Consider the following 15,871-nt stretch of genomic DNA (forward strand, 5'->3'; position numbering starts at 1 on the left):
CCTTTCTTTAAAACAGGCCAAATAAGTGCATCATTGGAAACACAATCAGCATGCTGTCAAAGCGATCCAACACACCGCCATGTCCAGGGATAAATTTGCCAGAATCCTTGACACCGAAATGGCGTTTCATGGCACTTTCAATCAAGTCACCAAACTGACCGGCCGCACTGAAGAAGGCAGCAAAGAGACTCATTCTATAAATCCCATAAGGAAGAGCAACTGTGCTGTCCACTAACATGAAAATCACTGTTATCAGTACCGCACCTAGAATGCCCCCGACAAATCCCTCAATACTCTTATTAGGAGAAACTCTCGGAGCCAACTTATGTTTACCAAAATTCATCCCTGTCAGGTAGGCTGCGCTATCTGTCGCCCAAACGATAAAAAGGGCCAAAAGTACCTTGTCAAAACCTGCCACCCGAGCATCTAGTAAGGCATTGAAGCCAAAACCAACATAAAAGCTCACAGCAATTGGGAAAGCGGCATCTTCAATCGTATAGTTCTTACTGAAAACGGTCGTCCCTAGCATTATGGTAATCAAAACACTGTAGGCAACCACATTCCCATCAACAGGCAAAAAAGTTAGGTAATTTTCTAAAGGAACTGTGAGAGCGAAGGTCGCAAAAAGAGTCAAAGCACCCTCAATGGTCATGGTCTTTAACCCCTTCATGTGCAAGAGTTCATGGACGCCTAGCATGGCTAACAAGCCAATCCCTATCTGCAACAAGAGCCCTCCTGCAAACAAGACTGGAAGGAAAATTGCCAGGGCCAATATCGCAAACAATGTTCTCTTTTTTAAATCCTTGGTCATATCTTCTCCTAAACTCCTCCAAAACGGCGATTGCGATGGTTAAAAGCAGCAATAGCTTCCTGCAAGGCGGCTTCATCAAAATCAGGCCACAAGGTATCCGTAAAGTAAAGCTCACTATAGGCTGCTTGCCATGGCAAGAAATTACTCAAACGCAACTCACCACTCGTACGGATAATCAAATCAGGATCTCGCAAATCCTTTGGCAGGTGTTGCGTAAAAAGATAGTCCCCAATCATATCTTCTGTGATGTCACCAGGGTTGATTTTAGCATCTAGAACATCTTGAGCCAAGCCCTTAAGAGCCTGCGTAATTTCAGCACGGCCACCATAGTTAAGCGCAAAATTGAGAATCAAGCCCGTATTGTTCTTGGTCAATTCCTCTGCTTTTTTCAAAGCTTCAAAAGTCGGCTTAGGCAGACGGTCTGTCTCCCCAATCATCTGAATCTTAACGTTATTTGCGTGCAATTCAGGGACGTAGTTATCATAAAATTCGACTGGCAAATTCATGATAAACTTGACCTCTTGATCTGGGCGTGTCCAATTTTCCGTTGAAAAGGCATAAACCGTGATGACCTTAACTCCCATCTTGTTAGCTGCCTTGGTTACCTTTTGGAGGGCTTCCATTCCCGCCTTATGACCAAAAACCCGTGGTTGCATCCGTTTTTTAGCCCAACGACCATTCCCATCCATGATGATGCCAATATGAGCAGGAACCTGTGTTGGAACCTCGACTTCTACAGCTTTATCTTTCTTAAAAAATCCAAACATGTTCTTATTCCTATTCAAAAATCTATCGTTTCATTATACCATATTTCCCTATTTTCTTCTATTGCTAAGTTATTAGCTCTCCGTAAAGACAAAAATTAAGCCGCCTAATTGGGCGACTTAGTTTTATAGGGAGATTATTATGAAAAAGTTTTAGGAGTTTAAGTTAAGTTTCTCTTAACTTATGAACTTAGTATACACCTCCTAGCTTAAATTTTTCTTAAGTTTTTTGAGAAATGAAAAATCTAAAATAAGATTGCCCACTTGAGTGTACGAAAAGTACCTCAAATCATCTCAAATAGCCAATCTAAGTCTAAAACCTAGCTTTTTCTGAAAGTCATTTCAAGCTGACACCTTTTCCCATAGTTTATAGATTGGAACTTTGCTTCATAAGTTTCTTTCATAATGCACTTATCTATCAAATCATATATTCTACACTGTAGGTGGCATCTGATAAGATACGAGCTAGGAACTGCTTGGTTCGTTCTTCTTGTGGACGACTAAAGAAATCATGCGGATTATTCTCCTCTACGATACGGCCTCCATCCATGAAAATAACGTGGTTAGCGACATCCCTAGCAAATCCCATCTCATGCGTGACGACCACCATGGTCACACCTTCTCCCGCCAACTGTTTCAGAACATCCAAAACATCTCCAACCAACTCAGGGTCCAGTGCAGATGTTGGTTCATCCAACAAAATCACCTCGGGCTTGACGGCAATAGCACGCGCAATTCCTATTCGTTGTTGTTGCCCACCAGAAAGCTGGGAAGGGTAGTAGTCTTTGTAGGCCAGTAAACCAACTTTTTCCAAGGCGGATTCTGCACGTTTGAGTGCTTCTTCCTTGGGAACTTTACGAGCTACGATTAGACCTTCTAGAATATTTTCCAGAGCAGTTTTATTTGCAAAGAGATTGTAGTGTTGGAAAACAAAGGCTGTTTTTTGGCGAATTTCTAGAATGTCTTTCTTGCTTAATTTGGCTAAGTCATAGGTCTTTCCTGCCAAGGTCAAACGGCCACTGTCAGCTTTTTCTAAGTGGTTAAGACAACGGAGAAAGGTTGTTTTCCCCGAACCTGATGGCCCTAAAATAACAACGACATCCCCTTGATTGACCTGAAGATTGACATCCTCCAGCACCTGCCTCTCACCAAATGTTTTTGCGATATGTTCTACTTGTAACATCCTGTCCTCCTATACAAAACGTGCACTAGATGCTTTTGCTCTCTTTTCTTTTTTCACATAGCCTTTCTCCAGTAGGGAGAAGCCCCACTGAATCAAACCACAGATCAAAATATACTGCAAAAAGATCACAAAATAAGACTCAAAATACTGGTAACCGTAGGACGCTTCTACACGAGCAATAGCGGTGATGTCCTTGATGGTCATGACAAAGACCAGGGAGGTCCCTTTGACGATATTGATCACCAGATTGGCCAAGTTAGGCAAGGCTGAGCGCAAGGCTTGAGGAAAAACAATCCTTAGATAGGCCTGGGTCGTAGTCAGCCCAATCGCATGCGCCGCCTCTAGCTGTCCCTTGTCCACCGTCAAGATAGCTGAACGCAAAATCTCCGACAAACTCCCGATTGTCATCAAACTATAAATGATAAAGGCATAATAGAGAGGATCAAGCTTGAAAATATCAAAGTCGCTTCCTATGCTTTTGAAAAATTGATTCAGCAAACTTGGAAACAAACTATAAAAGAAGAGAATCAATAAAATCGGTGGAGTCGCTCGGATAAAAGCCAGATAGACTAGAGAAAAACTCCTCACCCCTCGAACCTTGTAAATCTGCCCCAAGGCTAAAAATAGAGCCGGTAAAAAGCTTAAGACCATAGCCACAATCATGATAATCAAGGTGATTGGCACACCCTTCAAGGTCTCCAGAAAGGTCTTTACAATATAGTCTATATCCATTTCTTACCTCCCTTTTGTTTCCAAAGACTTCTCAAGCAAACGACTCAAGCTAGAAATAACCAAGGCAATCCCCCAATAAAGAAGCGCAACTGCCGTATAGGTTTCCAGAGAGTAGTTCCCTAAATTGCGACTGATCAAGAGATTCCCCGCCCCCATAACATCAACGAAACCAATCGTATAAGCCAAGGCAGCGTCCCGCATGAGATTGAGAATAGCGGTCGTTATATTGGGAAGAGCAACTTGAAAAGCTTGGGGGAAAATGATTCTCCAAAAAGTCTGACTTGGAGTCAAACCAATACTAAGCCCGGCCTCTGTCTGCCCCTTTGGAATAGCTTGATAGGCCGCCTTGAAAACCTCGGCAACAATAGCCGCAAACAAGAGAATCATCGTCAGGAGAACAAAAATAGTTTTAGACCAGTTGTTGATATCCAAACCAAGCCACCATTTCAGAAATTCTGGCAAGCCATAAAAGACTAGAAAAAGTAAGACAATCGGCGGTGTACAACGAAGGGTAAAGATATAGCCTTTGGAAATCGCTGCAAAACTCTTGTCTTCTCCTACTTGCGCCCAGGCCAAGAGACCTCCAAAAAGGGAACCAAGAAGAGTGGTAAAAAAGAGAATGGACAAGGTCATAGGAAGTGCCTGCCATAAGGTCGGTAAAAACTGAAAGACCTTGGAAAAATCATAAGAAACCATGCAAAACCCTTTCTAGTCTTGGAATTTCTGGTCTAGTCTTTGTCTACATAACTAAAGACATCTTCTTTAAAGTATTGCTGAGATAGCTTAGCAAGCGTGCCATCTTCTTTCAACTCTTTGATTGCTTTTTCGTATTCTTTAGCGAATTGCTCACCCTTTTCATCACGGTGAATCAAAGGATAAGTTGGAATGCCCTTGTATGGGAACCAGCTGAGTTTATCCGCATATTGGTGGTAAGGACCATCTTCTGCTGTAACTGCTTTTTCAAAGGACAGTTTGATATCAAAGAAGGCGTCATAACGTCCTTCTAAGACCCAGGCATAGGCATCTGCCACTTTAAAGGATTCAGCAGCTGTTAGCTCAATCGGTGCAGCCTGATGTTTTTCATTGTAGCTGGTGATAACATTCCATTGAGCATTCTGTGGAGAGATGGGAACCAATTTCCCTTTATTCTTAGCAAAGTCATCAATTGTTTTGTATTTCTGTTCATCTTCTTTTCTGACAGTAAATCCGATGATGCTCGCTCCGACTGGTTCAGATGGAATGACAAACTTTTTAGCTCGTTCTTCTGTGTACCAAGCTCCCTTGGTTCCGATGTCATACTTACCTGATTCCAGACCAATCAAGAGGTCGTCATCACTGGTACCCGTATATTCAAATTGATAGTTTGCCAACTTCTCATCAACAGCCTTCAAAACAGCTACTTCATAACCATCTGATTCCCCTTTTTCATTTACAAAGTCATAAGGTACATAGTTTTGTGTATGGGCAACCTTCAAGGTTATAACTTCAGCAGACGAAGCCGTTTCTCCATCCTTGGCTGGAGCACCAGCTAAACTTCTTCCGATAATCGTTGCCCCAATTACTGCAACAACTGCTACACCACCGATAATCCATGTTTTTTTACTCATCTTTTTCTCCTTTAGTTTTCAAGCGCTTCTCTCACCCACTGGATACGTTCAACTGCGATATCACTTGGAATGGTACAATCTGCCCCAAGTACCAAGCCCTGTTCCCCAGCTTCTGCAACTAGTTTCTTTGCCTCAGCCTGAATGGCATCCTTGCTACCAGTATACAGCAAGCCTGTTTTGCCATTTTCAAATCCTCCAAGAACCGTACGTCCCTTGAAAATCTCACGACCTTCCTTGAGAGTGATTCCCTCTGGTCCTACAGCCCAGTTAAAGACTTGGGCTGGATAGTCTGCAAAAAGGTGAATATCATTTCGCGCTCCCTCGTAGCCACAGATATGAAGAACAGTGACACCACCAACCGCACTAGCTGCTTCCAGAACAGTTATCTCGCTAGGTGCAATGACGGCTTGATAATCTGCTGCCGACACTCGTTGATCTTGGATACTCTGCACGCTGAGATAGATTCCATCAGCACCAGCCTCTTCGATGACAGCTCGACTGAGACTCGCAATATCTTCTGCAATCACATCCAACACCTTTTTAAGGGCTTCAGGATCTTCCACCAGAAAGTCCGCAATGAGGTCATCCCCGCCAGACACTTCCCCAAGCAACCACTTGAGATAGGTCACAGGAGCAAAAATATTGTAAATCGCAACGATATCTTCTGTAAACTCTTGCTTGATTTTCTTAACCAAGTTCACCTGCTCTTTTATCCAAGCATGATCTGGTCCGAGTGTTTGAATGGTCGCCAATTCTTGAAGTGATTTGCCTTTGGCAATCGCTGGATTTGGATAAGCAAAGTAGCCATCACTCATGAGTTTGATAAAGTCTGGCTGAACTTCTCGGATAAAGCGCTTATGTCCCTCGATATTCTTCTCGATAATGACTGGATTTGAGAATCCATGTAGCCATTCGTCTTCGGATGTGAAATGGTGCCAAAAACCAACTGGCACACGATCAACCTTTTCACCTTTAAATGCTTTTAAAACCCATTCTTTTTTTTCTGACATTCTTATTCTCCATTTCTTACTTTTTCAACTAATAAACTGCTTGCGATATCATTCGAGCGTAGAAAGGGAAGACTGGACTTGGAAAAATCCTGAACTCCACGACATCTCTCTCCATTTTTGCAGTGCCCATTTTTTACGACGCTTATGGCAACCAAGGCCAGCAAACCGACAACTGCAATGAAGATGCCCCATCTTTTACTTTTCATAGCTCCTCCTTTTAGAGAACAGCCGCCTGCCGAATCCAGTCCAACCTCTCTAAGTCAAAGTCATCTGGAACAGTACAGTCAGCTCCCAGAAGAACGCCTTTACTACCAGCTTCAGCCAGCAACCGTCTTGTTTCATCTTGCAATTCCGCTTTGGAACCTTGATAAAGCAAGCTTTTCTTGCCATTTTCGAATCCACCTAAAACGGCCTTATCTCGGAATAACTCTTGACCCTGTGTCAAACTAACATCCTCATGGTGGGTCGCCCAGTTGACCACTTGAGCTGGATAGTCCTTAAATATCGTCACATCATTGCTCGCACCTTCAAAACCACAGATATGGAGGATATTGGTCCCACCAACCTGATTGGCTGCCTCCAAAATCGCTATATTGCTCGGTTCGATATAGGTTTGGTAGAGTGCTGGTGCGATGCGCTCATCTTGAATTTCCTGAGTGCTGAGGTAAATCCCGTCGACACCGCCTTGCTGGATGATTTTCTGAGTTAGGATAGCAATATCTCCTGCAATCACATCTAGAATAGCTCTGAATTGCTCAGGATTTTCAAGCAATAAATCAGCTACTTCCTTATCACCTCGAGAAGTTTCTGTACGGAACCAGCGCTTGAGGTAGGAGATCGGCGAAAAGATATTGTAGAAAGAAGCAATCTCTTCGGTAAAGGTCTCTCGAATCGCTTGTACCACTTCCACCTGTTGCTGAATCCATGGGTGTTCCTCACCAATCGACTCAATAGAAGTCAGCTCCTGAATGCTTGCAATCTTAGGACTATAGATATTACTTGGATAAAGGAAAAAACCGTCGCTCATGATTTTGACAAAATCAGGACAAATCCTTTCCACATAGTTGCGATGCCCGTCAACACTCTTTTGAAAGATACGTGGATTATTTAATCCCTGCCCCTTTTCTTCGAGTGTTACAAAATGAAACCAAAATCCCACAGGAACTCTTTCCACTTCATCGCCTCGAATCGCTCTAAAGACTAAATCTCTTTTACTTGCCATACCTTTCTCCTTCCATTTGGATTGAAACCATCTTACCACTCCTTTTCCCCTTTTCCCAATATATATTGACTATTGACTTGATTGGGAATTTTTATATCTCTAACGAAAAAAATCCCTGAAAAGCTTGAAGTTACTAGCCTTTCAAAGATTCACTTTATTTTCATCTATTTTTCAAAAAGAAGCTGATATAGATTTTCTATCAAGCCGATTGGATTTTTTTATACCCCCTCTTTCATGGAAAAGTAAGCACGTATTTTGGGTGCCACTTGTGTGCCAAAGAGTTCAATAGCTCTCAGAACCTGGTCATGTGGCATGGAACCAAGCGGTAGATGGAGCATAAAGCGGTCCAAGTCTAAATCCTCAATCATGCGAATCAATTTTTCTGCGACCTGGTCTGGATTTCCCACAAACATAGCACCATTTGGCCCAACTTGCTCCAAATATTGCTCATAGGTCAACTCCTGCCAGTGTGGACGGTCCTTGGAAATTGCATCCACCACTTGCTTGGTCGGATGGAAATAATCTTTTACAGCCCGCTCGCCATCTTCAGCAATCCAGCCCCAAGAATGAGCGCCCACTTTCAGATTTTTTTCAGCATGACCGGCCTCCCTACCAATCTCACGATAAGCTTGAATCAATTTCTTGAAATAACGCGGATTGCCACCGATAATGGCATATACAATCGGTAGCCCCGCCTGAGCTATCTTCACTGTTGACTCTACATAACCACCTGTCGCCACCCACAATGGCAATTTGTCCTGAACTGGACGGGGATAAACTTCTTTTCCAGCAATGCTTTGGGTCAATTGTCCCTGCCAGTTCACTTTGGTGCTTTCATTTGCCAGCTGAAGCAGATCTAACTTTTCATCAAAGAGAGCTTCGTAGTCTTTCAAGTCATAGCCAAACAGAGGGAAGGACTCGGTGAATGAACCACGCCCAGCCATAATCTCTGCACGTCCATTTGACAAGGCATCAATGGTGGCATATTGTTGGAACAAGCGAATCGGATCCATACTCGAGAGTATGCTGACTGCACTGGTCAAACGAATTTTCTTGGTATTGACTGCACCAGCTGCAAGAACAATCTCTGGCGCCGATACCGCAAAGTCCTCCCGATGATGCTCCCCAATCCCGTACACATCCAAACCAACCTTATCAGCCAGCTCAATTTCTGCCACCAACTGACGAATGCGTTCATCATGACTGTAAATCTGCCCAGTCGCTTCTAGAGCTGTTGTTTCACCAAATGTTGAAATTCCTAATTCTACCATCCTGTTTCCTCGCTATCTCTTTTAGTTTTAGGGTATTTTATCACTAATTAGTTTTATTTTCAATAAATTTGCTCATTAGAAAAAGCCTAGATCAACTAGACTTTCTTGGTTTATTCTACTGTTACTGACTTAGCAAGATTACGCGGTTTGTCCACATCAAGGCCACGGTGGAGTGTTGCAAAGTAAGCGACTAATTGCGTTGGTACGACCATTGAGATTGGTGAGAGGTAAGGGTGTACGGTCGTTAGGACGATATCGTCTGTATCTTTGGCAACATTTTCTTCTGCGATGGTAAGAACCTTAGCACCACGTGCTGCAACCTCTTGGATATTTCCACGAGTGTGGTTAGCAAGGACTGGATCTGACAAGAGGGCCAAAACAGGTGTCCCCTCTTCAATCAAGGCAATAGTTCCGTGCTTGAGTTCTCCTGCCGCAAAACCTTCACACTGGATATAAGAAATCTCTTTGAGTTTGAGACTGGCTTCCATGGCTACATAGTAGTCTTGACCACGTCCGATGTAAAAGGCGTTGCGAGTTGTTTCAAGAAGCTCTCGAACCTTGGCATCAATCGTTTCCTTCTCAGAAAGGGTTGATTCGATAGACTGAGCCACGATAGACAGCTCACGAATCAGATCAAAGGCTTGTGCTTTAGCATTGCCATTTGCTTCACCGACTGCTTTTGCAAGGAAGGCAAGGGCTGCAATTTGCGCTGTATAAGCCTTAGTTGATGCTACGGCGATTTCAGGACCCGCGTGAAGGAGCATGGTATGGTTGGCTTCGCGTGAAAGGGTTGAACCTGGCACGTTTGTCACTGTCAAGCTTGGGATGCCTAATTCATTGGCCTTGACCAAAACTTGACGGCTGTCAGCTGTTTCACCAGACTGGCTGATAAAGATAAAGAGTGGTTTCTTGCTGAGAAGTGGCATACCATAGCCCCACTCAGATGAAATTCCAAGTTCTACTGGTGTATCTGTCAATTCTTCCAGCATCTTCTTAGAAGCAAATCCTGCATGGTAAGATGTTCCAGCTGCAAGGATGTAGATGCGGTCCGCATCTTGAACAGCCTTAATGATAGCTGGGTCTACTACTACTTGACCAGCCTCATCTGTATAGGCTTGGATGAGTTTACGCATCACAGTTGGTTGCTCATCGATTTCCTTGAGCATGTAGTAAGGGTAAGTCCCCTTCCCGATATCTGACAAGTCGAGTTCGGCAGTGTAGCTAGCACGCTCACGGCTGTTGCCATCATAGTCTTGAACTTCGACACTATCAGCCTTGACGATTACCAACTCTTGGTCATGAATTTCCATGTATTGGTTAGTCTCACGAATCATAGCCATAGCATCTGAGCAGACCATATTATAGCCTTCTCCAAGACCAATCAAAAGTGGTGATTTATTTTTCGCCACATAGATGACATCTGGTTTTTCAGAGTCAATCAAGGCAAAGGCATAAGAACCACGGATGATGTGAAGGGCTTTTTTGAAAGCTTCAAGAACTGAAAGACCTTTTTCTTCTGCAAATTTTCCAATCAAGTGCACTGCGATTTCCGTATCTGTTTGCCCCTTGAAGTGGTGATCTGCAAGGTATTCTTCCTTGATCTCAAGGTAGTTTTCAATCACCCCATTGTGCACCAAGACAAAGCGTCCTGTCTCAGAGCGGTGTGGGTGAGCATTATCTTCAGTTGGTTTCCCGTGAGTCGCCCAACGCGTATGTCCGATACCAGTTGTTCCCTCAACACCAGTAGTTTTAGCAGACAATTCAGCGATACGGCCAACAGCCTTGACTAGATGATTTTCAGCACCACCTAGGACAAAAATTCCCGCAGAATCATAGCCACGGTATTCAAGCTTTTCAAGCCCTTGAATCAAAATATCAGTTGCATTTGTGTTTCCAACAACACCAACAATTCCACACATAGTATATACGACACAGACCAGCTGTGCTTTCCCCTTAAATTGGTATAGTCTGATTTTCCTTTTACAGAACCAGCAAAGACAGTATATACTTGTTTTTCTCGCTTGTCAAGTATAAAAATTGGTATAGCTTTTTAAAATGCCATCAGAGCAAGATTTCACTTGAGAACTGACAAGTAGGATTCGATTACTTATAATAGAGAGAGGAGGTAGTTACCATGTGGTTTTTCTTCGCACTTTTATCTGCTGTCTTTGCAGCCTTAACTTCTATTTTAGCCAAGATTGGGATTGAGGGAGTTCCGTCCAATCTAGCAACAGCCATTCGTACGGTCGTCGTCATCCTAATGGCTTGGGCTATGGTTTTCTTGACCAATAGTCAGACTGAGATTGTCAACATCAGTAGAAAAAGTTGGCTCTTTCTCATCCTGTCTGGTTTGGCAACGGGTGCCTCCTGGCTCTGCTACTACAAGGCCTTGCAGATGGGCAATGCGACTGAGGTATCTGCTGTCGATAAGTTTAGTCTCGTCATTACACTCGTTTTAGCCTTTTTCTTTCTACAGGATGTCCTGACGTTTAAAACAATCATTGGCTGTATACTGATTACGATTGGGACCTTGGCGATGATTTTGTAATCCTCATCCTCCTCCATATATGACTTTTCCCCCAAAAAAAGTTAGATAGTTTTGGGGTGTTTTGTTACGTCTAAATTTATAAATAGAGGAAATCAGCTTCAAGCGTCTAGCAAAAAGGAGAGAACCAAATTGGTTCCCTCCAAGATGTGGTTTTTCATCATCCCACTACACAGTCGACAAAAAACTAATTATCCCAAATGGCTAACTTCGACTTGAAATTTTGCCTTTCCAAATCTGAATGTGGTAAACCGATGACTGACTTTTGACTAATCTAAGAGCATCATAGAATCAATAAACAATTTCTTTGTGAAATAACCATTTTTAATTAAGTAAGCTGTATATTTTGCTCTTGTGACCATTTGATCATACTCTTCTGCCGTACATTCCTGAACCACGCGGCTAGCTTCTTCCAAACTGGAGACGACAAAACCCAATCCTTTCTCACGGATATAGTCCACATTAGAAAGATAGTCTGGCACAACCACAGGAATACCCGCGGCCAGATAAGTTGTCAACTTATAAGAAACATTTTCTTTGTAGTAGTCACGCTCTTCCGCAGGATTTTCGGAATTTCCCCATACTAGGCCAAAACCTCCTCCTTTAGACAACTCCAACAATAATTCCTGCTGAGTTCGCCAACCTTCAAGATGGACTTTGGAATAATCTACTCCCTCTGCTCTCGTAGCATAAACATGAAGGGGGGTACTGTGTTTCCAGTCAACAATATGTGGAAAACGAGATGGATCCCCTGAGAAGATTAATTTTTTCTCAAATTTTGGAGTATAGAGTTCCAAACCATGGGGAAGATCCCAGAGTGTTTGAACAACGTAGTTCTTGACGGTTAATCCTTCTGAAACGAGTTTCTGGTACATTTGTTCGGATGGTACTACCACCACATCACATTTATTATACATGTCAATGTGGGCCTTCATAAGATAATAATTGCTCTCAAACATTAGTGGCTGAACATCATGGATAAACATCACCATTTTTACATGAGAAAGCTTTAACTTTTCTACCAAGTGATTGTCCCATTCAACACTATTCCATGAAGGAGATTGGAAAAAAACGACATCTCCATAAGATACCCCCGCGACAATTCCATCCATTCGCGAGTTCAGTTCTTCCCACGGTTCATGGCTTGCATCATAAAAATATATCCCCAGTTCGTTAACTCCAAAGTCTCGAACAATTTTCATGACATTGTTCTGCGCCATCAAGGCAACACTCGTTGATGCTTGCCCAAATAAATTTGTGAAATGTACTTTCATTGTTTTCTAAATCCTCGTCTCAGTAATTTCTCTAAACATTGTATCATAATTTACGACTTTTCAAAAGCGTTTACATGCTAATTTTCAAGCTCAAGTTAGTTACTTGGGATAATTTTTCAGGAGTCTTATCTTCCAAGAACAATAAGGATAGCCTTAATAGACGTTTTTCTCACTTAATCACACAAATTCGGTATCTTTGTTAGCTATGATAGATTGAATGAGTTGTTCCTGTTGACTATATAATTTTTTGCATCTTTAGATTTCTATGTTTATCTTGTGATGACTACAAGCTCACATATAGAATTCTTATGCGATCAAGTCACTAACTTCTTTTCAAAGATTTGAGAAAGTGAGATTTTCCCATTTTTCTTGCCAATTTTTCTTGGACAAGCGTTCTTGATAGAGCTTCATTCGGTCCTCATTCTCTAAAAAATGAGGAGTTGGGGAAACCTGAAACTTCAAAATATCCTCTATACCATAAGGCGCAAAGAACTCCAAAGTTGCGTCGGCATGCAAGCGAAGCCCTATCGCTGTACAACGCTCGGGATACTTAGCCATCGCATCACAGGAGCTGATATAGGGAACAGTGTGGGGACTGTGCAGATGCATATAGACCTGATTTTTCAACTCCCACTGATACTGCGGAAAATCCTCTCTCAACTTGCTCTCTAGGGATACTGTTTCCTCATAAGAAACATCTGGATCAAAGAAAATCACATCCACATCCGTCTCACTATCAAAAGGCGATTTGTCTGACAAGAGGTTCCAGATGAAATTCCTGACAGAACCTGCTGCCAACCACGAGTCTTTCAGATCAAGGTCACGGATGATGGTCAGAATAGTCATCATATCTGGATTTTCTCTGAAAGCCTCTAGAATTTCGTGCTCATTTTTCACTGTATTCATAACCTAAATGCTCATATGCTTTAGCTGTTGCAACCCGTCCAGACCGTGTCCGCATGATAAATCCTTTTTGGATCAGGTAAGGTTCGTACATATCTTCGACCGTCTCACGCTCCTCGGCAATATTAACAGAAAGAGTTCCTAAACCGACAGGACCACCACCGTACATCTCAATCATGGTACGAAGGATTTTTTGGTCCACATAGTCCAATCCTTCATGGTCTACGTCCAGCATCGTCAAGGCCTTATCAGTAATAACATCATCGATAACCCCATTTCCCATAATCTGGGCAAAGTCGCGCACGCGCTTGAGGAGACGATTTGCGATACGAGGAGTTCCACGACTGCGTAAGGCCAGCTCAGCAGCTGCCTCATGAGTGATTTCCATCTCAAAAATATCTGCCGTTCGTTCAACAATTTCCGTCAAGTCAGCGTGGGCATAGTATTCCATATGACCCGTAATCCCAAAACGTGCTCGTAGAGGGTTTGAAAGCATACCCGCACGGGTCGTCGCTCCGATTAAGGTGAATGGCGGCAAGTCCAAATGGACACTGCGACTGCCTTCTCCAGCCCCAATCATAATGTCAATGTAGAAGTCCTCCATGGCACTATAAAGCACCTCTTCTACTGACATGGGCAAGCGATGAATCTCGTCAATAAAGAGGACGTCCCCAGGCTCCAAATCATTCAAAATCGCTACCAGATCACCCGCTTTTTCAATGACAGGACCAGACGTTTGCTTGAGATTGACACCTAATTCGTTAGCAATGACAAAGGCCATGGTCGTTTTCCCCAAACCTGGAGGCCCAAATAAGAGCACATGGTCCAGCGCTTCATCCCGCATTTTGGCAGCTTCGATAAAGATTTGCAGCTGGTCCTTGACCTTATCCTGCCCGATATATTCACGTAAGTATTGAGGACGGAGCGTACGTTCTACTAACTCCTCGTCCCCTATTATCTCATTATCTAAAATTCTACTCATACCTCTATTATATCAAAAATCCAAACCACAAACAAAAAAGCCACCTGATTGGGTGGCCTCTTTAGGGAGATTATTATGAAAAAGAAAGGATTAGGATTTCATTAAATAAAGTTAGGAGGTCTTTATCTAATGACTATATGATACACGAGGAGACTTAAAATTACCTTAACTTTTTTCTGATTTATCATTTTTTTAGAAAAATTTTTTCCAAATGAAATTTCCTTTCTCAAGTCACAAAAAAGCCACCTGATTGGGTGACTTCTTTAGGAGATTATGATGAAAAAGAAAAGTTTAGGATTTCATTAAATAAAGTTAGGAGGTCTTTATTTAATAACTATATGATACACGAGGAGACTTAAACTTTACTTAAGAAAAATAATTATTTTTATTTTTTTCGATCGACCCAAATCATTCCTGTGCAATCATAAGTAGATAAGGTTTTAAATCCCAGAGAACGATAGAATCCCAAGTTTTTTTCTGTCTGTTCGGTCACTAGTTGGACTTGATAGGCATCTTTGAAGTCACCTAAAGCCTCTTTCATCAAGTCGCTACCAATCCCTTGGCGCTGATAGCTAGGCAAAACGATCAAATCCTGGACAAAAATCGATGAGAAACCATCTCCGACCAAACGGACCAAGCCCACCACGGCATTGCCATCAAGTGCCAGATAAATCGCTAATGAGTGAGACAAGGCCTTCTCCAGCATCTGAGGTTGATGGGTATAATTTGTCCAACCGACTGCCTGATAGAGATGCAAAACATCATTTATATTTACTAATTCTTGCTTTCTAACGGTAATCATGTCAACACCTCTTAGATTTCTCTCAAACTCTTGTACTGCCGTCCATTCTTGTCAAAATTTTTAGGAGCCAGCCATGCTTCCAAACGAGCTTTGACTTGAGGCCAGTCCTTATCAATCATAGAGAGCCAATCCGTATCCCTCGTACGCCCCTTATAAACAACTGCCTGACGGAAGGTTCCTTCATAGACAAAGCCCAAACGTTCCGCAGCTCGTCTTGATGGAAGATTTAGAGCGTCGCATTTCCACTCATAGCGACGATAGTTAAGCTCCTCAAAAACATATCGCGCTAGGAGATACTGAGCCTCTGTCCCTATACGTGTTCCCCTGAGCTCTGGAGAAAAAGTGACGGCACCCACTTCTATTACTCGGTTATTCTGGTCAATGCGCATGAGAGAAAAAGTTCCCAAGGCCTTACCAGTTGCCTTGTCTACAATCGCATAGTAAAAGCGATCCTTACGAGCCAACATCTGATTTAAAAGGCTAACCAGTTCCTCCATATCTGCCACTGGTTCCTGAAAGAGGTAGGTCCACATCTCCCGAGGAGTACCTGGACCATAAACAGCTAATAAATCCTCCGCATGCTTTTCCACCGAAAGAGCCTCTATCCGAGCGTAGCGCCCTTCTAAGAAATCAATGGAAGGCAATTCTCCTGGAGTATAACCTTCCATTGACTCACCAATTATCTGACCATATTCATTTACTGGCATCGTTTTTCTCCTTGCTTTACGCTGAAAATACTATATCATAATTTGCTCTATATGGAAA

Annotated in this window: 17 protein-coding genes; 1 reads left to right on the forward strand and 16 read right to left on the reverse strand. The window is 42.7% G+C overall.

Annotated features, from left to right (window positions below; translation table 11 throughout):
- Positions 1-7 precede the first annotated feature (7 nt).
- From D8803_RS00465 to glmS, 11 genes are all read right to left on the reverse strand, one after another.
- Positions 8-811, reverse strand: a complete 804-nt coding sequence (locus D8803_RS00465) for a phosphatidate cytidylyltransferase (protein ID WP_131199935.1) — start codon at positions 809-811, stop codon at positions 8-10.
- Positions 812-819: 8 nt separating this feature from the next.
- Positions 820-1,578 (reverse strand): isoprenyl transferase, encoded by a 759-nt coding sequence (locus tag D8803_RS00470; RefSeq protein ID WP_000466705.1) that lies wholly within the window; start codon positions 1,576-1,578, stop codon positions 820-822.
- 415 nt (positions 1,579-1,993) lie between these two features.
- A complete protein-coding gene (locus tag D8803_RS00475; RefSeq protein WP_000942252.1) occupies positions 1,994-2,758 on the reverse strand; it encodes an amino acid ABC transporter ATP-binding protein in 765 nt (254 codons plus the stop codon).
- A gap of 9 nt (positions 2,759-2,767) precedes the next feature.
- Positions 2,768-3,490, reverse strand: a complete 723-nt coding sequence (locus D8803_RS00480) for an amino acid ABC transporter permease (protein WP_131199936.1) — start codon at positions 3,488-3,490, stop codon at positions 2,768-2,770.
- A 3-nt stretch (positions 3,491-3,493) separates the two neighbouring features.
- Positions 3,494-4,186, reverse strand: a complete 693-nt coding sequence (locus tag D8803_RS00485) for an amino acid ABC transporter permease (RefSeq protein ID WP_000255460.1) — start codon at positions 4,184-4,186, stop codon at positions 3,494-3,496.
- 32 nt (positions 4,187-4,218) lie between these two features.
- Positions 4,219-5,097: a transporter substrate-binding domain-containing protein gene (locus D8803_RS00490; protein WP_131199937.1), complete on the reverse strand. Its 879-nt coding sequence runs from the start codon at positions 5,095-5,097 to the stop codon at positions 4,219-4,221.
- 11 nt (positions 5,098-5,108) lie between these two features.
- The gene (locus tag D8803_RS00495; RefSeq protein WP_131199938.1) at positions 5,109-6,107 is read right to left on the reverse strand and encodes a uroporphyrinogen decarboxylase family protein; all 999 of its coding nucleotides are present in this window, start codon (positions 6,105-6,107) and stop codon (positions 5,109-5,111) included.
- A gap of 2 nt (positions 6,108-6,109) precedes the next feature.
- Entirely contained in the window at positions 6,110-6,313 is a 204-nt protein-coding gene (locus D8803_RS00500; protein ID WP_000837737.1) for a hypothetical protein, read from the reverse strand.
- Positions 6,314-6,324: 11 nt separating this feature from the next.
- On the reverse strand, positions 6,325-7,329 hold the full coding sequence (locus tag D8803_RS00505; protein ID WP_131199939.1) for a uroporphyrinogen decarboxylase family protein: 1,005 nt from the start codon (positions 7,327-7,329) through the stop codon (positions 6,325-6,327).
- Between the two features lie 218 nt (positions 7,330-7,547).
- Positions 7,548-8,600, reverse strand: coding sequence for an LLM class flavin-dependent oxidoreductase (locus D8803_RS00510; RefSeq protein ID WP_125453690.1), 1,053 nt, complete (start codon positions 8,598-8,600; stop codon positions 7,548-7,550).
- Between the two features lie 110 nt (positions 8,601-8,710).
- Positions 8,711-10,519, reverse strand: coding sequence for a glutamine--fructose-6-phosphate transaminase (isomerizing) (gene glmS / locus D8803_RS00515; protein ID WP_131199940.1), 1,809 nt, complete (start codon positions 10,517-10,519; stop codon positions 8,711-8,713).
- 215 nt (positions 10,520-10,734) lie between these two features.
- Here glmS and D8803_RS00520 point away from each other — a divergent pair, with 215 nt between their 5' ends.
- Complete coding sequence (locus tag D8803_RS00520) at positions 10,735-11,148, forward strand: EamA family transporter (protein WP_125453696.1); 414 nt, start codon at positions 10,735-10,737, stop codon at positions 11,146-11,148.
- Positions 11,149-11,414: 266 nt separating this feature from the next.
- Here D8803_RS00520 and D8803_RS00525 read toward each other — a convergent pair whose 3' ends face one another.
- From D8803_RS00525 to D8803_RS00545, 5 genes are all read right to left on the reverse strand, one after another.
- Positions 11,415-12,419, reverse strand: a complete 1,005-nt coding sequence (locus tag D8803_RS00525; protein WP_038805827.1) for a sugar transferase — start codon at positions 12,417-12,419, stop codon at positions 11,415-11,417.
- A 333-nt stretch (positions 12,420-12,752) separates the two neighbouring features.
- A complete protein-coding gene (locus D8803_RS00530; protein WP_131199941.1) occupies positions 12,753-13,325 on the reverse strand; it encodes a nucleotidyltransferase family protein in 573 nt (190 codons plus the stop codon).
- A complete protein-coding gene (gene ruvB / locus D8803_RS00535) occupies positions 13,306-14,304 on the reverse strand; it encodes a Holliday junction branch migration DNA helicase RuvB (RefSeq protein ID WP_131199942.1) in 999 nt (332 codons plus the stop codon). Before ruvB ends, D8803_RS00530 begins: the two co-directional genes overlap by 20 nt.
- 385 nt (positions 14,305-14,689) lie before the next feature.
- Positions 14,690-15,106 carry a GNAT family N-acetyltransferase gene (locus D8803_RS00540; RefSeq protein ID WP_131199943.1) on the reverse strand — a complete coding sequence of 139 codons (417 nt, stop codon included), beginning with the start codon at positions 15,104-15,106 and terminating at the stop codon, positions 14,690-14,692.
- 11 nt (positions 15,107-15,117) lie between these two features.
- Positions 15,118-15,813 (reverse strand): GNAT family N-acetyltransferase, encoded by a 696-nt coding sequence (locus D8803_RS00545; protein ID WP_131199944.1) that lies wholly within the window; start codon positions 15,811-15,813, stop codon positions 15,118-15,120.
- Between the last annotated feature and the right edge of the window lie 58 nt (positions 15,814-15,871).

It is taken from the genome of Streptococcus oralis (genome assembly GCF_003943385.1).
Classification (GTDB): domain Bacteria; phylum Bacillota; class Bacilli; order Lactobacillales; family Streptococcaceae; genus Streptococcus; species Streptococcus oralis_CA.